At 62.2% G+C, this 23146-nt stretch carries 23 protein-coding genes; 9 read left to right on the plus strand and 14 right to left on the minus strand.

Annotated elements, in window-relative coordinates; all coding sequences use genetic code 11:
• Position 1: 1 nt before the first annotated feature.
• From J3A71_RS09945 to gloB, 6 genes are all read right to left on the minus strand, one after another.
• A complete protein-coding gene (locus J3A71_RS09945) occupies positions 2–1075 on the minus strand; it encodes a microcin C ABC transporter permease YejB (RefSeq protein ID WP_016488245.1) in 1074 nt (357 codons plus the stop codon).
• Position 1076: 1 nt separating this feature from the next.
• On the minus strand, positions 1077–2912 hold the full coding sequence (locus J3A71_RS09950; protein WP_016488244.1) for an extracellular solute-binding protein: 1836 nt from the start codon (positions 2910–2912) through the stop codon (positions 1077–1079).
• Positions 2909–4738 carry an extracellular solute-binding protein gene (locus tag J3A71_RS09955; RefSeq protein WP_207268618.1) on the minus strand — a complete coding sequence of 610 codons (1830 nt, stop codon included), beginning with the start codon at positions 4736–4738 and terminating at the stop codon, positions 2909–2911. The genes J3A71_RS09950 and J3A71_RS09955 overlap by 4 nt, the downstream gene beginning before the upstream one ends.
• A gap of 98 nt (positions 4739–4836) precedes the next feature.
• The gene (locus J3A71_RS09960) at positions 4837–5346 is read right to left on the minus strand and encodes a hypothetical protein (protein WP_016488242.1); all 510 of its coding nucleotides are present in this window, start codon (positions 5344–5346) and stop codon (positions 4837–4839) included.
• Between the two features lie 106 nt (positions 5347–5452).
• A complete protein-coding gene (locus J3A71_RS09965) occupies positions 5453–6883 on the minus strand; it encodes a lytic transglycosylase domain-containing protein (protein WP_016488241.1) in 1431 nt (476 codons plus the stop codon).
• A 100-nt stretch (positions 6884–6983) separates the two neighbouring features.
• On the minus strand, positions 6984–7763 hold the full coding sequence (gloB, locus tag J3A71_RS09970) for a hydroxyacylglutathione hydrolase (RefSeq protein WP_016488240.1): 780 nt from the start codon (positions 7761–7763) through the stop codon (positions 6984–6986).
• 85 nt (positions 7764–7848) lie between these two features.
• On the opposite strand from gloB, the gene J3A71_RS09975 reads away from it, so the two are divergent.
• From J3A71_RS09975 to J3A71_RS09990, 4 genes are all read left to right on the plus strand, one after another.
• Positions 7849–8622, plus strand: coding sequence for a methyltransferase domain-containing protein (locus J3A71_RS09975; RefSeq protein WP_209952832.1), 774 nt, complete (start codon positions 7849–7851; stop codon positions 8620–8622).
• Positions 8623–8637: 15 nt separating this feature from the next.
• Entirely contained in the window at positions 8638–9084 is a 447-nt protein-coding gene (gene rnhA / locus J3A71_RS09980; RefSeq protein WP_016488238.1) for a ribonuclease HI, read from the plus strand.
• A 51-nt stretch (positions 9085–9135) separates the two neighbouring features.
• Entirely contained in the window at positions 9136–9894 is a 759-nt protein-coding gene (gene dnaQ / locus J3A71_RS09985; RefSeq protein ID WP_016488237.1) for a DNA polymerase III subunit epsilon, read from the plus strand.
• Between the two features lie 146 nt (positions 9895–10040).
• A complete protein-coding gene (locus J3A71_RS09990) occupies positions 10041–12290 on the plus strand; it encodes an Orn/Lys/Arg decarboxylase N-terminal domain-containing protein (RefSeq protein WP_023047507.1) in 2250 nt (749 codons plus the stop codon).
• Here J3A71_RS09990 and J3A71_RS09995 read toward each other — a convergent pair.
• Complete coding sequence (locus tag J3A71_RS09995) at positions 12274–12492, minus strand: hypothetical protein (RefSeq protein WP_016488235.1); 219 nt, start codon at positions 12490–12492, stop codon at positions 12274–12276. The genes J3A71_RS09990 and J3A71_RS09995 overlap by 17 nt on opposite strands.
• Before the next feature lie 157 nt (positions 12493–12649).
• Between J3A71_RS09995 and chrR the strand changes: the two genes are divergently transcribed.
• Complete coding sequence (gene chrR, locus J3A71_RS10000; protein WP_023047506.1) at positions 12650–13210, plus strand: class I chromate reductase ChrR; 561 nt, start codon at positions 12650–12652, stop codon at positions 13208–13210.
• A gap of 77 nt (positions 13211–13287) precedes the next feature.
• On the opposite strand, the gene J3A71_RS10005 is transcribed toward chrR, so the two are convergent.
• Positions 13288–15360, minus strand: coding sequence for a TonB-dependent receptor (locus J3A71_RS10005; RefSeq protein ID WP_096426556.1), 2073 nt, complete (start codon positions 15358–15360; stop codon positions 13288–13290).
• A 220-nt stretch (positions 15361–15580) separates the two neighbouring features.
• On the opposite strand from J3A71_RS10005, the gene J3A71_RS10010 reads away from it, so the two are divergent.
• The 3 genes from J3A71_RS10010 to J3A71_RS10020 are packed head-to-tail and all read left to right on the plus strand — an operon-like array spanning position 15581 to position 16543.
• Positions 15581–15829, plus strand: a complete 249-nt coding sequence (locus J3A71_RS10010; protein ID WP_024717878.1) for a helix-turn-helix domain-containing protein — start codon at positions 15581–15583, stop codon at positions 15827–15829.
• An 11-nt stretch (positions 15830–15840) separates the two neighbouring features.
• On the plus strand, positions 15841–16188 hold the full coding sequence (locus J3A71_RS10015) for a head completion/stabilization protein (RefSeq protein WP_096426555.1): 348 nt from the start codon (positions 15841–15843) through the stop codon (positions 16186–16188).
• The gene (locus J3A71_RS10020; RefSeq protein WP_016488230.1) at positions 16181–16543 is read left to right on the plus strand and encodes a hypothetical protein; all 363 of its coding nucleotides are present in this window, start codon (positions 16181–16183) and stop codon (positions 16541–16543) included. Before J3A71_RS10015 ends, J3A71_RS10020 begins: the two co-directional genes overlap by 8 nt.
• Here the strand turns inward: J3A71_RS10020 and J3A71_RS10025 are convergent.
• The gene (locus tag J3A71_RS10025; protein ID WP_016488229.1) at positions 16540–16908 is read right to left on the minus strand and encodes a helix-turn-helix domain-containing protein; all 369 of its coding nucleotides are present in this window, start codon (positions 16906–16908) and stop codon (positions 16540–16542) included. The two genes, J3A71_RS10020 and J3A71_RS10025, sit on opposite strands and share 4 nt — an antisense overlap.
• A 179-nt stretch (positions 16909–17087) precedes the next feature.
• Here J3A71_RS10025 and J3A71_RS10030 point away from each other — a divergent pair, with 179 nt between their 5' ends.
• The gene (locus J3A71_RS10030; protein ID WP_209952834.1) at positions 17088–17351 is read left to right on the plus strand and encodes an ogr/Delta-like zinc finger family protein; all 264 of its coding nucleotides are present in this window, start codon (positions 17088–17090) and stop codon (positions 17349–17351) included.
• Between the two features lie 80 nt (positions 17352–17431).
• On the opposite strand, the gene nuoN is transcribed toward J3A71_RS10030, so the two are convergent.
• The 5 genes from nuoN to nuoJ are packed head-to-tail and all read right to left on the minus strand — an operon-like array spanning position 17432 to position 23144.
• Positions 17432–18901 (minus strand): NADH-quinone oxidoreductase subunit NuoN, encoded by a 1470-nt coding sequence (gene nuoN / locus J3A71_RS10035; RefSeq protein WP_016488227.1) that lies wholly within the window; start codon positions 18899–18901, stop codon positions 17432–17434.
• A gap of 7 nt (positions 18902–18908) precedes the next feature.
• The gene (gene nuoM, locus J3A71_RS10040; RefSeq protein ID WP_016488226.1) at positions 18909–20441 is read right to left on the minus strand and encodes an NADH-quinone oxidoreductase subunit M; all 1533 of its coding nucleotides are present in this window, start codon (positions 20439–20441) and stop codon (positions 18909–18911) included.
• 40 nt (positions 20442–20481) lie between these two features.
• The gene (nuoL, locus tag J3A71_RS10045) at positions 20482–22335 is read right to left on the minus strand and encodes an NADH-quinone oxidoreductase subunit L (RefSeq protein ID WP_016488225.1); all 1854 of its coding nucleotides are present in this window, start codon (positions 22333–22335) and stop codon (positions 20482–20484) included.
• Entirely contained in the window at positions 22332–22640 is a 309-nt protein-coding gene (nuoK, locus tag J3A71_RS10050) for an NADH-quinone oxidoreductase subunit NuoK (RefSeq protein ID WP_003251446.1), read from the minus strand. Before nuoK ends, nuoL begins: the two co-directional genes overlap by 4 nt.
• Before the next feature lie 3 nt (positions 22641–22643).
• Positions 22644–23144: an NADH-quinone oxidoreductase subunit J gene (gene nuoJ / locus J3A71_RS10055; RefSeq protein ID WP_016488224.1), complete on the minus strand. Its 501-nt coding sequence runs from the start codon at positions 23142–23144 to the stop codon at positions 22644–22646.
• Between the last annotated feature and the right edge of the window lie 2 nt (positions 23145–23146).

The following is a 23146-nucleotide window of genomic DNA, read 5'->3' on the forward strand; positions in this document are numbered from 1 at the left end:
GTCAGTGCTCCCGGCTGGCGAAGTCGATGCGTGGATCGACCAGGGTGTAGGTCAGGTCGCCGATCAGTTTCACCACCAGCCCTAACAGGGTGAAGATGAACAGGGTGCCGAAGACCACCGGGTAGTCGCGGTTGATGGCCGCTTCGAAACTCATCAGGCCCAGGCCGTCGAGGCTGAAGATGACCTCGATCAGCAACGACCCGGTGAAGAAGATGCCGATGAACGCCGACGGGAACCCGGCAATCACCAGCAGCATGGCGTTACGGAATACGTGGCCGTACAGCACCCTTGGCCGGCTGAGGCCCTTGGCCTTGGCGGTGACCACATATTGCTTGTTGATCTCGTCGAGGAAGCTGTTTTTGGTCAGCAGGGTCATGGTGGCGAAGTTGCCGATGACCAGTGCGGTGATCGGCAGCACCAGGTGCCAGAAGTAGTCCAGCACCTTGCCGGTGGTGCTCAGTTCGTCGAAGTTGTTGGAGGTGAGGCCACGCAGCGGGAACCAGTCGAAGTAGCTGCCACCGGCGAACAGCACGATCAGCAGGATGGCGAACAGGAACGCCGGGATGGCATAGCCGACGATGATCGCCGAGCTGGTCCACACGTCGAAGTGGCTGCCGTGGCGCACGGCTTTGGCGATGCCCAGCGGGATTGACACCAGGTACATGATCAGCGTGCTCCACAGCCCCAGCGAGATCGACACCGGCATCTTCTCCACGATCAGGTCGATTACCTTGGCATCGCGGAAGAAACTGTCGCCGAAGTCCAGCCGGGCGTAGTTCTTGATCATGATCCACAGGCGCTCGGGCGGCGACTTGTCGAAGCCGTACATGCGCTCGATTTCGGCGATCAGCGCCGGGTCCAGGCCCTGGGCGCCACGGTAGTTGGAGCCGGCCACGGAAACCTCGGCGCCACCACCGGCAATGCGGCTGGTGGCGCCTTCGAAGCCTTCGAGCTTGGCGATCATCTGCTCGACCGGGCCACCGGGGGCGGCCTGGACGATGATGAAGTTGATGATGAGGATACCGAACAGGGTCGGGATGATCAGCAGCAGGCGGCGCAGGATGTAGGCCAGCATCTTAGTTGGCCTCGTCCGCAGGGGCTTCGCTGACCGCCGGGGTTACCCCGGGCTTGATCCACCAGGTGTCGATGCCGATGTCGTATTTGGGCGACACTTTCGGGTGGCCGATGTGGTTCCAGTAGGCCACGCGCCAGGTCTTGATGTGCCAGTTGGGGATCACGTAGTAGCCCCATAGCAACACGCGGTCGAGGGCACGGCAGTGGTCGATCAGGCTCTGGCGAGAGTCGGCGTTGATCAGTTGTTCCACCAACTGGTCGATGGCCGGATCGCGCAGGCCGATGAAGTTGCGGCTGCCGGGGTTGTCGGCGGCGGCACTGGACCAGAACTCGCGCTGTTCGTTACCCGGCGAGTTGGACTGTGGGTAGCCGCCGACGATCATGTCGTAGTCACGTGAACGCAGGCGGGTGATGTACTGGGAAACGTCGACCCGGCGGATGCTCAGGTCAATGCCGAGGTCGGCGAGGTTCCGCTTGAACGGCAGCAGAATGCGTTCGAACTCGGTCTGCGCCAGCAAGAACTCGATGGTTACCGGCTTGCCTTGGGCGTCGACCATCTTGTCATCGACGATTTTCCAGCCGGCGTCCTGCAGCAGCTTGTAGGCCTGGCGCTGCTGCTCGCGGATCATGCCGCTGCCGTCGCTGACCGGGTTCTTGTAAGCCTCGGTGAATACCTGATCGGGGATTTTGCCCCGCAGCGGCTCGAGGATGTTCAGCTCGTTGGGGCCAGGCAAGCCATGGGCGGCCATTTCCGAATTCTCGAAGTAGCTGCCGGTGCGGGTGTAGGCGCCGTTGAACAGCTGCTTGTTGGTCCACTCGTAGTCCAGCAGAAGGCTCAGTGCCTTTCGCACGCGAATGTCCTGGAACACCGGGCGGCGGATGTTGAAGACGAAACCTTGCATGCCGGTGGGGTTGCCATTGGGCAGCTCTTCCTTGATCAGGCGGCCTTCGCGCACGGCGGGCACGTTGTAGGCGGTGGCCCAGTTCTTCGCGCTGACTTCCAGTGCATAGTCGAACGCCCCGGCCTTGAGCGCTTCCAGGGCGACGGTGGTGTCGCGGTAGGAATCGAAGGTCATGACGTCGAAGTTGTAGAAGCCACGGTTGATCGGCAGGTCCTTCGCCCAGTAGTCCTTGACCCGCTCGTAGCGCACCGAGCGGCCGGCCTTGACCTCGGCGACCTTGTACGGGCCGCTGCCCAGAGGGATTTCCAGGTTGCCACGGTTGAAGTCGCGGTTTTCATACCAGTGCTTGGGCAGCACGGGCAGTTGGCCGAGAATCAGCGGCAGCTCGCGGTTGCCCTTGTGCTTGAACCTGAACAGCACCTTCAGCGGGTCTTCGGCGACCACCTCAGCGACGTCGGCGTAGTACTGGCGGTACAGCGGTGCACCGTCCTTGATCAGGGCGTTGAAAGTGAACACCACGTCCTCGGCGCGCATCGGGTGGCCGTCGTGGAAGCGGGCTTCGGGGCGCAGGTAGAAGCGCACCCAGCTGTTGTCCGGGGCTTTCTCGATTTTGCCGGCCACCAGGCCGTATTCGGTGAACGGCTCGTCCTGGCTCTGGCGCATCAGCGTGTCGTAGATGCTGGCGATGTTCTCGGCCGATACGCCTTTGTTGATGAACGGGTTGAGGCTGTCGAAGCCGCCGAAGCTGGACTGGCGGAAGGTGCCGCCCTTGGGCGCGTCGGGGTTGACGTAGTCGAAGTGCTTGAAGTCGGCAGGGTACTTGGGTGGCTCGTCGTACAGGGTGAGCGCGTGCTGCGGTGCGGCCAGGGTGGGAAGGCTCAGGCAGGCGAGCAACAGGCTGCATGCCAGCCGGCGCAGGCGGTGCGTTGGCGTCATTGGGCTTTCTCCGAAGTCTTGATCCACCAGCTGTTCAGCCCGAGGGTATAGGGCGGCGTGGTGACGAAGGCGAACCGGTTGCGGTAGGCCAGGCGATGGTTGTCGAGGTACCAGTTGGGGATCATGTAGTACTGCCATGAGAGCACGCGGTCCAGGGCGCGGGCGGCGGCGACCTGGTCGTCGCGGGTGCGTGCGGCCAGCAGGGTGTCGAGCAGGTGATCGACCACCGGGTCCTTGACCCCAGCATAGTTCTTGCTGCCCTTGGTCGCGGCCTGGCTGGAATGAAAGTACAGCCACTGCTCCAGGCCGGGGCTCAGGGTCTGGTTCAAGGTCATCAGAATCATGTCGAAATCGAACTGGTCCAGACGTTGTTTGTACTGGGCACGGTCCACGGTGCGCAAGCGTGCATCGATGCCGATGCTGGCCAGGTTTTCGACATAAGGTTGCAGGATGCGTTCAAGGTTGGGGTTAACCAGCAGCAGTTCCATGCGCAGTTGCTGGCCCTTGCTGTCGAGCAGGCGCTGGCCGTTCAGCTTCCAGCCAGCCTCGGCAAGCAGGCCCAAGGCCTGGCGCAGGGTCTGGCGGTTGATGCCGCGGCCATCGGTCTGGCTGACCTTGTAGGGTTCGCTGAACAGCTTGGCCGGCAACTGGTCGCGGAACGGCGCCAGCAACAGCCATTCCTTACCGGTAGGCACGCCGCTGGCGGCGAACTCGCTGTTGGGGTAGTAACTGGTCGAGCGGCGGTAGGCGCTGCTGAACAGGGCGCGGTTGGTCCACTCGAAGTCCAGCATCAGGCCCAGCGCCTGGCGTACCCGTGGGTCGCTGAAGGTGGCCCGACGGCTGTTCATGAACAGGCCCTGGGTTTGCGTGGGGATGCGGTGCGGGATCTGCGCCTTGATCACCTCGCCGCGGCGCACGGCCGGGAAGTTGTAGCCGTTGGCCCAGTTCTTCGCCTGGTGCTCGATGTAGATGTCGAATTCGCCAGCCTTGAACGCTTCGAACGCGACCGTGGCGTCGCGGTAGAACTCGTATTCCACGCGCTTGAAGTTGTACTTGCCACGGTTGACCGCGAGGTCCTTGCCCCAATAGTTCTTCACCCGTTCGAACACCAGCCGGCGCCCGGGTTGTACCTGGGTGATGCGGTAGGGGCCGCTGCCCAAGGGTGGCTCGAAGGTAGTGGCTTTGAAGTCGCGCTTTTGCCAGTAGTGCTTGGGCAGCACCGGCATTTCGCCCAGGCGCAGGATCAGCAGCGGGTTGCCGGCGCGCTTGAACACGAAACGGATGCGCAGCGGGCCGAGGATGTCTACCCGCTGCACTTCCTGCAGGTTGGTGCGGTAGATCGGGTGGCCGTCCTTGAGCAACGTGCGGTAGGAAAAGGCCACGTCTGCCGAAGTGATCGGCTGGCCGTCATGCCAGCGGGCTTCCGGGCGCAGGTTGAACACCACCCAGCTGCGGTCCTCGCTGTATTCGACCGAACGGGCGATCAGGCCGTAGCTGGAGGTCGGCTCGTCACCCGACGGGTCGTACTGGCCGGTGCCGACCATCAGCGGCTCGTTCAGCTCGCTGATGCCGTACTGCTGGAAATTGGGCGTGGTGATCGGGCTCGACCCCTTGAAGGTGTAGGGGTTGAGGGTATCGAAGGTGCCAAAAGCCATGGCGCGCAAGGTACCGCCCTTGGGCGCTTGCGGGTTGACCCAGTCGAAATGGGTGAATGTGGCTGGGTACTTGAGCGTGCCGAACTGCGCGTATCCGTGGCTTTCGCTCACCATCGCGGCTACGGGAAAGCTCAAGGCCAGGCTGAGTGACAGCAGGAGGGGACGTATCAAGTCGGCATCCGATCCAGAGGCGTTGGGCTTTGATCGGGTACAGTAACAGCTTGGTGAGATTGGAAAAAGAGCGTCCGAATGGACGCTCCATCTTGATCTCAACCTGGATAACGGGCGATGCCGATCAAGTTGGCGTTATCTTCTGAAGTGAATTGGATTTTGTATTCGGTGCCGTGCTGGTCGGTCAGAACCCAGTACGTGTTCGCAACCCAATTGTCCGGCACATCCCGCTCTTGGCGAAAGCGCAGCGCGTTCATCTGCCCAGGTACCTGATTGACGGTTATGTCGGTGTTGAGCACTTTGTGCGTCAGCTGCTTTCCAGCAGGATATACAAAATGAAGATACGAAATGTGAGAGGAGAAAGTACCCCTCATGAAATGGTCTGAATAGGCTACCAGGATAGGCGCCACGGCCGGCTTCAAGCGCCTATGGTCGCCTCTGTCATGTTGCGCAGATTTGGTGATCTGGTACTGGGGATCGATAAAACGCAAGGTATAGAGGTCGAAGTCGCCATCATCGTTGATCAGGTACTCCGCCCGGGTAAAGCTGAAGACATCATGAATGTTGGCTTCGAAGCGTTGGAGCTGGCTGTTTTGAGACGGTGCCATGGGTGCAGCCTCTTTGATGGAGTGGAGGCTGCAGCTTCAGCTGTTGGAGGTTGCGCGAGGTATTAGCCGATTACCACACCATGGCAGGTGTACCCGGAGCTTCAGATCAATGCGACAAGTAAACGGTCAGTGTCTGCCCGGGCTTCAATGCATGCCCGCTGCGCGGGTTCCAGCGCTTGAGGTGCTGCATCTCAACGTTGAAACGCTTGGCCACCAGGTACAGCGAGTCGCCCTTGCGTACTTTGTACTGGGTAGAGCGCTTGCCGGAAGCAGCAACCCGATTGCCGGCGGCGCTCGGCCCATTGCCACCGCGCAGGGCCAGCACCTGGCCGGCACGCAGGCTGTTGCCGGACAGGCGGTTCCAGCGCTTGATGTCACTGACCGAAACGCGGTTGGCCTTGGCGATGGCGCCCAGGTTGTCGCCACGCTTGACCCGGTAGCTGCGTGCCGCTACCGGCGCCTTGGCTTCGGCCACAGCGCGGGCGAACACGGCCTTGTTTGGTTGCAGGCTGACCAGTTGCTCGGGCTTGAGGTTGGACAGGCTGTCGCTCAGCAACTGCGCTTTGGCGGTTGGTACCAACAGCTGCTGCGGGCCGTCCACGGTCATGCGCTTCTTGAAGGCCGGGTTGAGCTGGATCAGCTCGTCTTCGTCGATATTGGCAAAGGCCGCTACCCGCGACAGGTCCAGGCGATCATTGATGGCTACCGCTTCAAAGTAAGGCTCGTTGGCGATCGGGTTCAGGTTGACGCCATAGGCTTCAGGCGTGAGTACCACCTGCGACAAGGCCAGCAGCTTGGGCACATAGTCGCGGGTTTCCTGCGGCAGCGGCAGGTTCCAGTAGTCGGTTGGCAGGCCGAGCCTTTCGTTGCGTTCCATGGCGCGGCTGACCGTGCCTTCTCCGGCGTTGTAAGCGGCCAGGGCCAGCAGCCAGTCGCCGTTGAACATGTCGTGCAGGCGGGTCAGGTAATCCAGTGCTGCGTTGGTCGACGCGGTGATATCGCGGCGGCCATCGTAGAAGTTGGTCTGGCGCAGGTTGAAGTGGCGACCTGTCGCTGGCATGAACTGCCACATGCCGGCAGCGCTGGCACGTGAATAGGCCATCGGGTTGTAGGCGCTCTCGATGGCGGGCAGCAGCGCCAGCTCCAGCGGCATGTCGCGCTCTTCAAGACGCTCGACAATGTAGTGCAGGTAGAGGCTGCCGCGCTCACCGGCGCTTTCGATGAAGGTGGGGTTGCTGGCGAACCACAGGCGCTGCTGCTCGATGCGCGGGTTGACGTCGATGCTGTCCTGCAGGGCGAAGCCCTGGCGCATGCGCTCCCAAACGTCCTGCGGCGTTTTCTCAACCGGCTTGACCAGCAGCGGTGCAGGCTTGTGCTTGATCCGCGCCTGGTAATTGTGCGCGCGAACGCTTTCGGAGTCGTCAAGCTGACGGGTGCTCTGGCAGCCCACCAGGGTGGCGGCCAGCGCCAGCGCACTGATTTGGGCCAGGCGCGTCAAGGCGACTGAATGAGCGGTTCTGCGGCTACGGGAAGACATCGGCTGGGACAGGTATCCGGGCAAAAAATTTCGGCGATTCTAGAAACCGCTCCCGGCCGGGTCAACCGTTGTCAGCGCTTTGCGATATATCTTGAGGTTATCAGAAGGTGTCCTTCCAAGACCTCAAGGCAGCAAAAACAGTGACCTGCGAGTCGTTTGAATGTCCCTTCCATTCGTCTGCTTTTTGTTTAACTAATGTTTCAGAGGTGCGCAGGAAGGGGTTGGTGAGGCGTTCCAGGCCAATCGTTGATGGCAAGGTGATGCGATTGTCGGCGCGCAAACGGGTAACGTCCTCGAACCGCTCAAGAACGTGCGGGTTGGTGGGTTCCACCGCCTTGGCAAAGCGCAGGTTGCTGAGGGTGTATTCGTGGGCGCAGTACACTTCAGTTTGTGGCGGCAGCGCCGCCAGGCGGGCGAGGGCCGGTTGCATCTGTTCGGGTGTACCCTCGAACATTCGCCCGCACCCGGCGGCGAACAGGGTGTCGCCACTGAACAATACTGGCGTCGGCGGCTGATCGCTGAAGAACGCGATATGCCCCAAGGTGTGGCCAGGCACCGCCAGGACCTGAAACGTCACGCCAAGCACCGTCACTGGGTCGCCGTCGTCCAGCGCCAGGTCGCGGCAGGGAATGTGCTCGTTGGCCGGGCCGCAGACCCGTGCGTCGGTCAGTTGCTTGAGCCGTTGCACGCCGCCGACATGGTCGTTGTGGTGGTGGGTAATCAGGATGTCGCTGAGCACCCAGTCTGGGTTGGCCGACAGCCAGCGTTCCACTGGGCCGGCATCTCCGGGGTCGACCACCGCGCAGCGGCGTTTGGCAGTATCCTGTAACAACCAGATGTAGTTGTCGGAGAAAGCGGGGAGAGCATCGATCTGTATCATGGTGCGGATCCGATTCGCCAAGCGTGGCACATGAAGGCATCTTAGCCGCGATGGCGCGGTGGGAGAACCTTCGAGGGAGAGCGCAATGACCGACCAAGCCTTTGCCCAGGCCGACCCGGACTGGGTCAAGCTGATCAGCCTGGCCCGTGAGTGGTTCAATGGCCCGCTCGGCCAGCTGATGCTCAAGGAAGAGGAAAAACTGCTGGAAGAAGAGCTCGGGCGCTTCTTCGGGGGTTACCTCGTGCACTACGGCCCCTGCGCGGAGCCGCCGCCCAGCGCTCCCCAGGTGCAGCGCAACGTGCGCCTTGGGGCGCCGCTACCGGGGGTGGAGATTGCCTGTGAAGAACAGGCCTGGCCATTGAGCGAGCACGCCGCCGATGTGGTGGTGCTGCAACATGGCCTGGATTTCAGCCTGTCGCCTCACGGTTTGCTGCGCGAGGCCGCCAGCGCCGTACGCCCGGGCGGGCACCTGCTGATCGTCGGGATCAACCCGTGGAGCAGTTGGGGCATGCGCCACTTCTTCAGCCATGATGCCCTGCGCAAGGCCCGCTGTATCTCGCCGTCGCGGGTAGGCGACTGGCTCAACCTGCTGGGCTTCGCGCTGGAGAAACGCCGCTTCGGGTGCTATCGTCCGCCGCTTGCCTCACCGGTCTGGCAGCAGCGCCTGGCGGGCTGGGAACGGGTGGCTGGCGGCTGGCAGACCTCTGGTGGCGGGGTGTACCTGCTGGTGGCGCGCAAGATGGTGGTGGGCCTGCGGCCGTTGCGCCCGGAGCGCCGCGAGCCGATGGGCAAGTTGCTGCCGCTGCCGCTGGCCAAGGTGAACCGCACGGCGGCCAACCCTGAAACTGACAAGCACTGAATTCAAGAGTGGTACATGAGCGATAGCGTCGAAATGTTTACCGATGGTGCCTGCAAAGGCAATCCTGGCCCGGGTGGCTGGGGCGTCCTGATGATCTACAAGGGCGTCGAGAAGGAACTGTGGGGCGGCGAACGTGAAACCACCAACAATCGCATGGAATTGATGGCGGCCATCCAGGGGCTGATGTCGCTCAAGCGTGAGTGCGACGTGGTGCTGACCACTGACTCGCAGTACGTGATGAAGGGTATCAACGAGTGGATGGTCAACTGGAAGAAGCGCGGCTGGAAAACCGCAGCCAAAGAGCCGGTGAAAAATGCCGACCTGTGGCAGCAGCTCGATGAACAGGTCAACCGCCACAAGGTGAGCTGGAAGTGGGTGCGCGGCCACATTGGTCACCCCGGGAACGAGCGCGCCGACCAACTGGCCAACCGTGGGGTCGATGAGGTGCGCGCCCAGCGTTGAGCTGGGGTACAATTGCGGCCTTTGTAACTGATGCAAGTTGGAGCGCCCCGCGTGGAGCAGCAGCAAGATAAACGCTTCGTCATTCTCGATACCGAAACCACGGGTATGCCGGTCAGCGAAGGCCACCGCATCATCGAGATTGGCTGTGTCGAGGTCATCGGCCGGCGCCTCACCGGGCGGCACTTCCACGTCTACCTGCAGCCGGACCGCGAGAGTGACGAGGGCGCTATCAACGTCCACGGCATCACCGATACCTTCCTGGTCGGCAAGCCACGCTTTGGCGATGTAGCCGAGGAATTCTTCGAATTCATCCAGGGCGCCACGCTGGTCATCCATAACGCGGCGTTTGACGTTGGCTTCATCAACAACGAATTCGCCTTGCTGGGCCAGCAGCATCGCGCTGACATTTCGCAACATTGCACCATCCTCGACACCCTGTTGCTGGCGCGCTCGCGCCACCCGGGGCAGCGCAACAGCCTCGATGCGCTCTGTAAACGCTACGACATCGACAACTCGGGCCGTGAGTTGCACGGCGCATTGCTCGACTCGGAACTGCTGGCTGACGTCTACCTGGCGATGACCGGTGGCCAGACCAGCCTGTCGCTGGCTGGCCATGGGGCGGATGCCGAAGATGACGGGCAGGGCGCTGGCGGCAGCGAGATCCGCCGCATTGTCGGGCGTACGCCGGGGCGGGTGATCATGGCCAGTACCGAGGAACTGGAGGCGCATGCCGAGCGGCTGGCCGCCGTTGCCAAGTCGGCGGGTGGGCCCTCCATGTGGCAGGTCCTTACCGAGACGCCAACAGGGTAATTTTTTCTGCTTGCCGTGGGTTGTGTGGCGCCTTTGAGATCGAGCGCCGCCCGCGCGGCGCTCGATCTACGCGTCACCTCAACGCTCAAGACCGGCCCGTCAACTACCCTGAAGTGGACGCCATGTCCTTCGGAGGTAGCCACCTGATGTACAAGGACCTCAAGTTCCCGATCCTCATCGTCCACCGCGCCATCAAGGCCGACAGTGTCGCTGGCGAGCGCGTGCGGGGTATCGCCGAGGAACTGCGCCAGGATGGCTTCGCCATTCTCGCCGCCGCTGACCACGCCGAAGCCCGTCTGGTCGCCGCCACTCACCACGGCCTGGCCTGCATGCTGATCGCTGCCGAAGGCGTTGGGGAGAATACCCACCTGCTGCAGAACATGGCCGAACTGATCCGCCTGGCCCGCCTGCGCGCACCCGATCTGCCGATTTTCGCCCTGGGTGAGCAGGTAACCCTGGAAAACGCCCCCGCCGAAGCCATGAGCGAGCTTAACCAGCTGCGTGGCATTCTTTACCTGTTCGAAGACACCGTGCCGTTCCTCGCCCGCCAGGTGGCGCGTGCCGCACATACCTACCTTGACGGCTTGCTGCCGCCGTTTTTCAAAGCCTTGGTGCAGCATACCGCGCAGTCCAACTATTCCTGGCACACCCCGGGCCACGGCGGTGGCGTGGCCTACCACAAAAGCCCGGTGGGCCAGGCGTTTCATCAGTTCTTCGGGGAAAACACCCTGCGCTCGGACCTCTCCGTATCCGTGCCGGAACTCGGCTCGCTGCTCGACCACACCGGCCCCTTGGCCGAGGCTGAAGCCAGGGCGGCGCGTAACTTCGGTGCTGACCACACCTTCTTCGTCATCAATGGTACTTCCACGGCCAACAAGATCGTCTGGCACGCCATGGTCGGCCGTGACGACCTGGTGCTGGTGGACCGCAACTGCCACAAGTCGGTGGTTCACGCAATTATCATGACTGGCGCCGTTCCGCTGTACCTGTGCCCGGAGCGCAACGAGCTGGGTATCATCGGCCCGATCCCGCTCAGCGAATTCAGCCCCGAGGCTATCGAGGCGAAGATCCAGGCCAACCCCCTTGCCCGTGATCGCGGGCGGCGCATCAAGCTGGCGGTGGTGACCAACTCCACCTACGACGGGCTGTGTTACCACGCCGGGATGATCAAGCAGTGCTTGGGTGCGAGTGTGGAGGTGCTGCATTTCGACGAAGCCTGGTTTGCCTATGCGGCGTTTCATGATTTCTTTACCGGGCGCTATGCCATGGGCACGGCCTGCACGGCGGGCAGCCCGCTGGTGTTCAGTACCCATTCCACCCACAAATTGCTGGCCGCGTTCAGCCAGGCCTCGATGATCCATGTGCAGGACGGGGCCAGGCGGCAACTGGACCGAGACCGCTTCAACGAAGCGTTCATGATGCATATCTCGACCTCGCCGCAGTACAGCATCCTTGCCTCGCTGGATGTGGCCTCGAGCATGATGGAAGGGCCGGCGGGGCATTCACTGCTGCAAGAGATGTTCGACGAAGCGTTGAGTTTTCGTCGTGCCCTGGCCAACTTGCGGGAGCACATTGCTGCGGATGACTGGTGGTTCAGTATCTGGCAACCGCCGGGCACCGAAGGTATCCAGCGCCTGGCCGCGCAGGACTGGTTGCTGCAACCGGGTGCCGAGTGGCATGGCTTTGGCGAAGTGGTGGACGACTACGTGCTGCTCGACCCGCTCAAGGTCACATTGGTAATGCCGGGCCTGAGTGCGGGTGGTGTGCTGGGCGAGCATGGCATCCCGGCGGCGGTGGTCAGCAAATTTCTCTGGGAGCGGGGGCTGGTGGTGGAGAAAACCGGCCTGTACAGCTTCCTGGTGCTGTTTTCCATGGGCATTACCAAAGGCAAGTGGAGCACTTTGCTGACGGAGTTGCTGGAATTCAAACGCCACTATGATGGCAACACAGCCCTGAGCAGTTGCCTGCCGAGCGTGGTGGCAGCTGATGCTTCACGCTACCAGAGGATGGGGTTGCGCGACCTGTGTGACCAGTTGCATGACTGCTACCGCGCCAATGCCACGGCCAAGCAACTGAAGCGGCTGTTCACGCGTTTGCCGGAGGTGGCCGTGAGCCCGGCCCGTGCCTATGACCAGATGGTGCGTGGGGACGTGGAGGCGGTGCCGATCGAGGCGCTGCTGGGGCGTGTGGCAGCGGTGATGCTGGTGCCGTATCCGCCCGGTATTCCATTGATCATGCCGGGCGAGCGGTTCACCGAGGCGACCCGCTCGATACTCGACTACCTGGCCTTCGCCCGGGCATTCAACCAGGGCTTCCCCGGTTTTGTCGCCGACGTGCATGGCCTGCAGAACGAGAGCGGCCGTTACACCGTGGACTGCATCACGGAATGCGAATGATCTCGACGCCGCTGCGCGCCAGTTCGAAGCGGTTTTCACCGAGGTGGTTGACCTTGTCGCCGATGGCCAGGCGGTAAGTGGTGATGGGGGCGCCCAGCGTGCTGCCGTCAAGTTGCAAGGTGGACTCCTGGAACTCGTGCACGGGGTAGATACGGCCTTCGGCGTCACGGGCGTGGAATTGGCCGACCATTACTGCTGCCATTTGGGTGGAAACCTCTGAATTACGTAGAAAATGTCTGAAGGCATAGACCGTGCAACAGCCTCGGAAGTTTTCACCCTGAGGAAAAAAAACCAAAGCGCCGAGCAACGGTCATCTATAACTACAACGTCCCTTTACCCAGCAAAGGTTGGAAATTGCCATGAGCCAGGTGTATTCGGTAGCGGTTGTCGTGGGTAGCTTGCGCAAGGAGTCGTACAACCGCAAGGTCGCCCGCGCACTTTCGGAGCTGGCGCCGTCCAGCCTTGCCCTGAAGATCGTCGAAATTGGCGATTTGCCGTTGTACAACGAGGACGTCGAGGCCGAAGCGCCGCCAGAGGCGTGGAAGCGTTTTCGCGAGGAGATCCGCCGCAGTGATGCGGTGCTGTTCGTTACCCCGGAATACAACCGCTCGGTGCCTGGTTGCCTGAAAAATGCCATCGACGTGGGTTCGCGGCCCTACGGGCAAAGTGCCTGGGGTGGCAAGCCGACGGCGGTGGTGAGTGTATCGCCCGGGGCCATTGGAGGCTTTGGCGCCAACCATGCCGTGCGCCAGTCGCTGGTGTTTCTGGACATGCCATGCATGCAAATGCCCGAGGCCTACATTGGCGGGGCAGCAAGCCTGTTCGAGGACTCGGGCAAGCTCAACGACAAGACCCGGCCATTCTTGCAGGCGTTTGTCGACAAGTTTGCTTCGTGGGTGAAGTTGAACAGGGCGGTTTGATCCGCAATCATTGGGTGAGCGCGGTCTTTGCAGGAGCAGCACAAGGCTGCTCCTGCAGAAACACTGCGCTGCATGTTCTAGCGGAAGCTGTAGGAAACACCGGCGTAAACGCCAAACCCTTCGCCCGGCGTCGAACGGGCGTTGTCCTGGCCGGCATCGTTGTAGGTGGGTGTCACTGTCGCCGCATAGCGCTTGTTGGTCAGGTTGCGCAGGTCCAGCCACGTCTGCCAGTCCTGTTTGGGTGAATTCCAGCCCAGGCGCGCGCCTAGCAAGGCATATGCATCGGCGTGATAGCTGTTGGCATAGTCCACCTGCACTTTCGACGCCATTTGCGTGTTGACCCCGGCGTAGAAGCCGCTCGGCCAGTCATAGCGCAGTTCGGCCTGGTAGTAGTGCATGGGGATGCCGGGCAGGCGGTTGTCGCCAAACTTGTCGTCATCACGGTAGTGGAAGTCGCTGAAGGTGTAGGCTTGGCGTACGCTCAGCTTGCCGGTACCGGCGCGTTCCCACAGGGTGCTGTCGAGGCCGGCTTCCACGCCTTGATGCACGGTGGCGCTGGCGTTGAACTCCGAGGTGAAGTTCGGCACCACTTCCACGGCCAGCAGTTCGTGGCGCACTTGCGAGTAGTACCAGGCAAGGTCCCAGTGGCCAAACGCCGAGTCGCCACGCGCCCCCAGCTCAAGGGTAGTGGCGGTCTGGTTCTGCATCTCGATCGGCTGGATCTGCTTGCCGCCTGTGCTGGGGGCGCTCCAGATCAGCGACCACGGGTGTGGCGGCTCTACCGAGCGGCTGAGATTGCCATACACCTGCAGGTCCGGGCGGATGTCGTAGCGCAACCCCAGGCGCGGTGCAAAGTCCCAGTCATGCATGCTCACCTTGCCGCCTTCGGCCGGGTAGGTCACGTCACTTTCGCGGCGCGTGTAGATCATGGCCAGGCCGGTGGTCAGCCAGAGGTTGGGCACCAGCTCCAGGTCATTACCTGCATGCACAACGGTGTCCGACCCCTGGTAAGTGAAATCGCGGGTACGTGCGCCGAACACATCGCCATTGCGCGCGAACTGCGAGGCTCCGCTGTTGGGCAGGTGCTTGGTGGTGCGCCAGCCGATGGTGGTCTTGCTCTCATGACCGAACAGGGTGTCGCGGCGGAAATAGTTCAGCGTACCGCTGACATCGGTGTAGGCCACTTTCAGGCGCATCGGGCCTTCGCGCAGGTCCATCGGGTAGTCGTGGTAGACCAGGCCGGCTTCCAGGCGCGTATCGTCGTCGAGGTAGAAGGTGGTCTTGTTGCCCACCCAGGTGCTGCCTGGCTGCGGGCGGCTGTCGTCGCGCGCCAGATAGGCGGGGTTGGCCGCGCGGGGGTGGTGCTTGATCTGGTCTTTGGTCAGGCGCCCGGCCAGTTCGTTTTCGGTCTCCCGGTAACGCAGGTAGAAGCGGGTTTCAAGGTTCGGGTTGAAGCGGTAGCCGACATTGGCGGCAATGCCCTTGGCGCTGCCGCTGCTGTGAGCCTGATAACCGTCATATTCCGAATCGGTCAGGGCCACGTAGTAGTCGAGATTGCCCAGCACTTGACCTGAGCTGATGTGCCGGTGCTGGTAACCGCGGCTGCCGACCTCGTAGCGCACCTGTAGCGGTGCGGCGTCGTAGCCGGTGTGGGTGACATAGTTGATCGCACCGCCCAGCGCAAGGGCTCCCTGGTCGAAACCGTTGGCGCCGCGCAGCACTTCGGCACGGCTCAGCCACAGCGGCTCGAACAGCTCGTAGGGGGTACCGCCCGGGCCCGTCAGGGGCAGGCCGTCGAACATCGTGTAAACCCCGGAGCCGTGGGCCCCTGGAGCGCGGTTGATGCCCGAGCCGCGGATCGACAGTTTGATGCCATCGTTGCCCGCCGATTGGGCATAAACGCCGGGCTGGTAGGCCAGCACATCCTGGTTGCTGGCAACCCGGCCTTGCCCTGCGCGTTGCATGTCTACCAGATTACTGGCGCCTGGCACCTCGCGCAGGCGTTCGCTGGCAGCTGACAGGTCGTTCTGCTCCTCATCGGTGATCAGCACCTGGCCTAATTCGACCGAGGTTGCTGCCAGGGCCGGCTGGGTGGCAGCAAAGGCAGCCAGCAGGCCAAGGCAGTGCGATGGGGGGAAAACGGAACGCATTGTACGACTCCAGGCGAAAAACGGATGGATAACGGCGTTGAGACGAGCGAAATGCCGCTTGGAGCACGCAGGAACTCAGCAAATTTCGTGAAGCCTTCATCAGATGGTTTTGTACGAAAGTTCTTTACAAGCCGCATCGGTGGAGAGGGGTGGCGTGCGCTTCGTAAGGTGGCTGCAAATTGGCAGCGATGCCTCGCTCAACCAGCTGCGGAGTTCAAACATGACTGACAATGCCCGACATTTGCTGCAACACCCCGCTGACGCTCCGGTTCGCTTGACGCCACGTGAACAGCAGGTGCTGTTGTGGTGTGCCTATGGCAAAAGTTCCTGGGAGATAGGCCAGATCCTGGCGTGCAAGGAGTCGACCGTGAACTTTCATGTGTCCAACATCCTGCGCAAGTTCGATGTGCCTACACGGGTGGCGGCAGTGATCAAAGCCATCCGCTACGGCATGCTGGCCGGGCAGTGAGGGGGTGATGCATGGATAACGATCCTCGGCTGCCGCGCTTTGCCGATAGCCACGACCCGTTCTGGCCGCGGGTGGACCTGGGCAGGCTGCGTGAGCGCCTGCAACTGCAAGCGCCTGTCAGTGAGGTTGCACTTGAAGTAGCTGCCCGCTGTGCGGCCATCGACGCGGCACGCGAATTCGCTCGCTGGCGGGCAGTATTGCGAGAGCGCGGCTACAAGCGCCTCGAAGATGTCGCCGGGCATGACCATGGGTGTGCCTTGCGGGTGTGCTACATCCGGTTCGTCGAAGCGGCCGTCATGTACAGCCTGCGTTCGACGGCCTGCCTTTCTGTGCCGCGACGAGGGCAGTCCCATGCCTGAGCAATCTGTGCTGGATAACCTGGCATCGGCCTTCTTGGCGCTGCTCGGTGTGGATGGCAATGTACTGTTCGCTGCGCTGCTGGGGGCATTGCTGGTCAGTGCGGCGCGCGATCGGTTGATTACCAATACAGCCAGGCGCCTGACGCTGAGCAAGAAATTGCTGTTGGTATTCATCACCGTGGGTGTGGGCCATTTATTCGAACCACTGGTTTCGTCACTGGTGCCACTGTTGACCCGTGGCATGGCGGCATTCGTGGCTGCCGTGGTGGTGATCCCCATCAGCCTCAAGGTCATGGTGCTGGTGGACACGCTTGACCCGCGTGAGCTGATCCAGCGCTGGCGCCGGCGGGGTTAGCCACCAAGCTCACTCAACTGCCGCTCCAGTTGCTGGATACGCTGCTTGTCCTTGATGAACAGCAGGATGGCCTGGCGATCACTGGGCGATAGCGTACGCAGGCGCTCAAGCATGTCGCATTCCCAGCCTGCTTCATCAGGGCCTGCGGGGTGCTGATCGGCCTGGCCCAGCAACAGCCAGTCCAGTGAGCAGTCATACTGCCTGGCGATATCTATGCAAAGTGAGTATGGAATGCTGTCGCGCGTCTTCCAGCTGCTCAGCGTTTGTGGGCTCACCGAAAGTGCCCGGGACAGCTCGGCATCGGACTCTGAGCCGGTCAGCAGTTTAAGGCGCGTGAGCACCGCAGCAAGTACGTGAGTACTCATAACAAATATCCATGACTGGTTTAATGATATTCCATGGGCTTAAACTACTCGTTATGAATACAGCCCTGCGTTTTAAGGAGCACTTCTGCAATGAGAACCACCCAATTGAAGAATACACCCACAGTTGCAGCCAATACTTACACACAGGCTGGCTTGGGCAATGCTAGCAGGTACTTGCCGTGAGTACTTACAAGCTGGTTTGCCCGCATTGCCACAGCCGGATGCGCATTCGTACTAGCGAGGGGCGCCATATTTTCCTGCGTATCGCTTATTTGCAATGCACCACCGAGGTGTGTGGCTGGTCAGTACGTGCCGAATTCGAAATGACCCATGAACTGTCCCCTAGCGGGATGCCCAATCCGGAAGTGTACCTGCCTTCGGCCAATGGTGATTTGCGCCAGGCCGCCCTGCCTGGAGCAGGCCAGCCCAGCCGGGTTGAGTGAGGCGTCACTGGGGGCAGGCCAAAAATACGCCGATAAAAAAACACCCCGCATAGGCGGGGTGTTTTGTGTTGCCGGGGCAATCAGCCTATCAGTTGCAGGCCGGCTTGCTGGACCAGCTCCAGCAGCGGTTGCGGGTAGACGCCGAGTACGAAGGCAAGAATGGCGATGGCCAGCAGCATGACGCCACCGGTGCGCTGTTCCCACTTCAGCGGGGCGTCGTGGCGACGCAGGTTCGGCTCGACCAGGTACAGGGTGACCATGACGCGCAAGTAGTAGTAAACGCCGATGGCGCTACCGATCACCAGGGCACCGACCAGCCACCACAGGTGCGACTCTACGCCAGTGGCGATGATGTAGAACTTGCCGATGAAGCCAGCGGTCAGCGGGATGCCCGCCAGCGACAGCATCATCACGGTCAGTACGGCCGTCAGGTACGGACGGCGCCAGAACAGGCCGCGGTACTCATACAGTGCATCGGCGTCACGGCCGCCGTAAGGCGAGGACATCAGGGTGATGACACCGAAGGCACCCAGGCTGGTGATCACGTAGGTGACCAGATAAACGCCCATGGCTTCCAGGGCCAGGCCCTTGCTGGCAACCAGGGCAATGACCAGGTAGCCGAAGTGGGCGATGGACGAGTAACCCAGCAGGCGCTTGAGGTTGCTCTGGGTCAGCGCCAGCAGGTTGCCAATAAGGATCGAGGCCACGGCAATCACCGCCAGTACGGTGCTCAGCGCGCCGCTGCTGGCAGCAGGGGAGAGCATGAACAGGCGCACGACCACGGCGAACACCGCGACCTTGCTGGCGGTGGCCAGGAACGCGGCGACCGGCGCCGGGGCGCCTTCGTACACGTCCGGGGTCCACAGGTGGAACGGTACCAGCGACAGCTTGAAGGCCAGGCCGACCAGCATCATGCCCAGGCCCAGTTGGGCCACCAGGCTTGGCATGCTGGTGGTCGCCAGGGCTTTGCCGATCTGGTCAAAGCTCAGGCTACCTGCATCCGCGTACAGCAGGGCCATGCCGAACAGCAGGAAAGCCGAGCCTGCAGCCGACAGCACCATGTACTTGATGCCGGCTTCCAGTGAACGCTTGTTGAAGAACGCATACGCCACCAGGCCGTAGACCGGTACCGACAGCAGCTCCAGGCCAATGAACAGGCCGGCCAGGTGGTTGGCGCTGACCAGTACCAGGCCACCGAGTGCCGACATCAGCAGCAGCAGGTACAGTTCTTCACGGTTGCCCGGGAAGCCCTTGGAGCCTTCGCCAAGGTAGGCGTGGGCCAAGGTGACGCACGCCAGCGTCGCCACCAGGATGATCGCCATGTACAGGCAGGCGAACTTGTCGATGGTGATCAGCGCGGTGACGGCCAGCGGCGCTACCTTCAGCGCCGGCAGGATCGACAGCAGGGCCAGGTTCAGGCCCACGGTGGACAGCAGGAAGGTCTGCGAGTGGTTGCGCTTCCAGGCGATCGCCAGCATCACCACCACCGTGGTGATGGTGGTGATCAGCATCGGCGCCAATGCGATGAAGTGTTGAGTGGTGAATTCCATAGCGCTCTTACCGGGCCGAAGCGAGTTGAGTGAAAGCGGAACCGAGCCACTGCTGCACACCACTCATGGTGGCGGCAGAGGTGTCGAGGAACGGCTGCGGATACACGCCCAGCAGAATCAGCAGTCCCGCCAGGCCCAGCACCATGATCAGCTCGCGACCATCCATGCCAGCCAGCACGGTGTCGGCCTTGGCCGGGCCGAAGTAGGCGCGGTGGATCATGATCAGCGAGTAGACCGAACCGAATACCAGGCCGGTGGTGGCGATCACGGTGATCCATGGTACATGCGCGAAGCTGCCGATCAGGATCAGGAACTCGCCGACGAAGTTGCCGGTACCTGGCAGGCCCAGGGAGGCAGCGGCGAAGAACAGGCTGATCGCCGGGAGGTAGGCGATGCGGTGCCACAGGCCACCCATCTGACGCATGTCACGGGTGTGCAGGCGCTCGTACAGCTGGCCGGACAGGATGAACAGCGCCGCAGCCGACAGGCCGTGGGCCAGCATCTGGATCACCGCGCCTTGCAGGGCCTGCTGGCTGCCGGAGTAGATGCCGATCAGCACGAAGCCCATGTGCGAGACGCTGGAGAAGGCGATCAGGCGTTTGATGTCGGTTTGCGCAAAGGCCAGGAAGGCACCGTAGAAGATACCGATCAGGCCCAGGGTCATGGCGATGGGCGCGAACTCGGCCGAGGCGTTCGGGAACAGCGGCAGGGCGAAGCGCAGCAGGCCGTAGGCCGCGGTCTTCAGCAAGATACCCGCCAGGTCCACGGAACCTGCGGTCGGTGCCTGGGCGTGGGCATCAGGCAGCCAGGAGTGGAACGGTACCACTGGCAGCTTCACCGCGAAGGCGATGAAGAAGCCCAGCATCAGCAGGTACTCGACACCGGCTGGCAGCTCGGCCTTGAGCAGGTCGCTGTAGTTGAAGGTGAGCACGCCGGTGGTGTTGTAGTTGACCAGCACCAGGCCCAGGATCGCCACCAGCATGATCAGGCCGCTGGCCTGGGTGAAGATGAAGAACTTGGTCGCCGCGTAGATCCGGGTCTTCTTGCCGTCTGCCGAGCTATGACCCCAGAGCGCGATGAGGAAGTACATCGGCACCAGCATCATTTCCCAGAAGAAGAAGAACAGGAACAGGTCCAGGGCCAGGAACACACCGACCACGCCGCCGAGAATCCACATCAGGTTGAGGTGGAAGAAGCCGACGTGGCGCTGGATCTCTTTCCAGGAGCACAGTACCGACAGCACACCGAGCAGGCCGGTGAGCAGGATCATCAGCAGCGACAGGCCGTCGAGGGCCAGGTGGATGCTGATGCCGAAGCGCTGGATCCACTGGAGTTTGTATTCCAGGGCCCAGGCAGGTTCGGCGCCCGGAGCGGGGGCGAGGGTGTAGTCGCCGGTCGCCCACAGCCACAGGCCGATGCCGAGCAGCAGGGACATGGTCAGCAGCGCGATCCAGCGCGGCAAGGTGGCGCCGAAGCGCTCACCCAGCCAGCACAGGAAGCCGCCGATGAAGGGGATCAGGATCAGCCAAGGCAAAATCATGACGGGTTGGTTTCCTTTGGCAAAGTCGCAAGATTCATTGTCATACCGCAGCCACTAACACGGCACCGAGCACCAGCACGGCACCCACGGCGATAGAGGCGGTGTACCAGCGCAGTTGGCCAGTCTCGGTCTTGCTCATGGCGACATGACCGCCACGCGCCATCCGAGGAATCAGGCCGATGCTGCGGTCTACCGGGTCCTTGCGCAGGATGTGGCAGATCAACAGGTACGGTTTGACGAAAAGCTTGTCGTAGATCCAGTCGAAGCCCCAGGCGGCGAACCACCAGGCCGAGAGGACGCGGCCGATGCCGCTGTTGGCGACTGCGCTGACGAAGCTGCGCTTGCCCAGGAACAGCAGGGCCGACAGCAGGATACCAGCGATGGCGATGGCACCCGAGGTGATCTCCAGCGCATGCTTGGCTTCACCACCGGCGTGGCCGGCGCTCTCAGGCAGCACGCCTGCCAGCGGCGGGGTGATCCAGGCACCCACGAAGGTCGACAGCACGATCAGCACACCCAGCGGCAGCCAGTGGCTGATGCCGTGACCCGCGTGAGCTTCGGTCTTGGCTTCGCCGTGGAAGGCGATGAAGATCAGGCGGAAGGTGTACAGCGAGGTCATGAACGCACCGACCAGGCCGGCGTACAGCAGGCCGGTGTTACCGCTGGCAAACGCTTCCCAGAGGATTTCGTCCTTGGAGTAGAAGCCCACGGTCACGATCGGCAGGGCGGCCAGGGCAGCACCACCGACCACGAAGCTGGCGTAGGCCAGGGGCAGTTTCTTCCACAGGCCGCCCATCTTGAAGATGTTCTGCTCGTGGTGGCAGGCAACGATCACCGCACCGGAGGCAAGGAACAGCAGGGCCTTGAAGAAGGCGTGGGTCATCAGGTGGAAGATCGCCGCATCCCAGGCGCCAACGCCCAAGGCCAGGAACATGTAGCCGATCTGGCTCATGGTCGAGTAGGCGAGGATACGCTTGATGTCGGTCTGTACCAGCGCGGCGAAGCCGGCCAGTACCAGGGTCACGCCACCGACAACACCTACCAGGTGCAGGATGTCCGGTGCCAGCAGGAACAGGCCGTTGGTACGGGCGATCAGGTACACGCCCGCAGTCACCATGGTTGCCGCGTGGATCAGTGCCGAAACCGGGGTTGGGCCCGCCATTGCGTCGGCCAGCCAGGTCTGCAGTGGCAGCTGGGCCGATTTACCGACCGCACCGCCCAGCAGCATCAGCGTTGCCAGCACCATCCAGGTGTCGCCCGCCTGGAACTTCTGCGGTGCCAGCACCAGCAGTTCCTGCACGTTCAGGGTACCCAGCTGGGCGAACAGGATGAACAGGCCGATGGCCAGGAACACGTCGCCGATGCGGGTGACGATGAACGCCTTGAGTGCCGCGTTACCGTTGTTGCGGTTGCTGTAGTAGAAACCGATCAGCAGGTACGAGCACAGGCCTACACCTTCCCAGCCGAAGTAGATGAACAGCAGGTTATCGCCGAGGATCAGGAACAGCATGCTGGCGATGAACAGGTTGGTGTACGAGAAGAAACGCGAGTAGCCGGCTTCGCCACGCATGTACCAGGACGCGAACAGGTGGATCAGGAAGCCGACACCGGTGACCACGCCGAGCATGGTGACCGACAGGCCGTCCAGATACAGGGTGAAGTTCGGCGCAAAGCCGTCCACCGACATCCACTGCCACAGCAGTTGGCTGTACGCGCCACCTTCAGGTGGTGCGACATTGAACTGCCAGATGACATAGGCGGCGGTGGCGGCCGAAAGGCCCACCGAGCCGACGCCGATCAGGGCGGACAGGTTCTCCGAGAACCGCCCGCGCGAGAACGACAGCAGCAGGAAGCCGACGAGGGGGAAGACGAAAGTCAGGAAGAGAAGGTTCATCCGCGCATCTCACTGGCAGCATCGATGTCGAGAGTGTGGAAGCGGCGATACAGCTGCAGCAGGATGGCCAGGCCAATACTGGCCTCGGCGGCTGCCAGGCTGATCACCAGAATGAACATCACCTGGCCGTCGGGCTGGACCCAACGGGCCCCGGCGACGACGAACGCCAGGGCAGAGGCGTTCATCATGACTTCCAGGCTCATGAGCACGAAGAGGATGTTGCGGCGGACCATCAGGCCAACCAGACCTAAGCAGAACAGGATACCGGCGACCGCCAGGCCATGCTCGAGAGGGATAGCACCCATGATTTACTCCTTCGCCTCGTTGCGGCCCAGGTGGAAGGCGGTGACGGCTGCAGCCAGCAGCAGCATCGAGGCCAGTTCGACCACCAGCAGGTACGGCCCGAACAGGCTGATGCCCACTTCTTTCGGGCCCACGGTGGTGCCGCTGATGCCAGCGCCGCTCGGGGCGACGAACAGCACGTACAGCAGTTCCAGCAGCAGCAGGGTGCCGAGGATCACCGGCCCTGCCCAGATGCCGGGCTTGAGCCAGCCCCGTTCCTGGGCGACCGAAGCCGGCCCCAGGTTGAGCATCATCACCACGAACACGAACAGCACCATGATGGCGCCGGCGTAGGCGATCACTTCCAGGGCGCCGGCGAACGGCGCACCCAGTGAGAAGAAGATCATGGCCACGGAGATCAGTGAAATGATCAGGTAAAGCAAGGCGTGCACGGGGTTTGTGCCGGTCACCACCCGAAGGGTGGAGACCACGGCGATCCCGGATGCGAAGTAGAAAGCGAATTCCATCT

The sequence above is a fragment of the Pseudomonas sp. PvP089 genome, from assembly GCF_017875165.1.
Classification (GTDB): domain Bacteria; phylum Pseudomonadota; class Gammaproteobacteria; order Pseudomonadales; family Pseudomonadaceae; genus Aquipseudomonas; species Aquipseudomonas fortuita.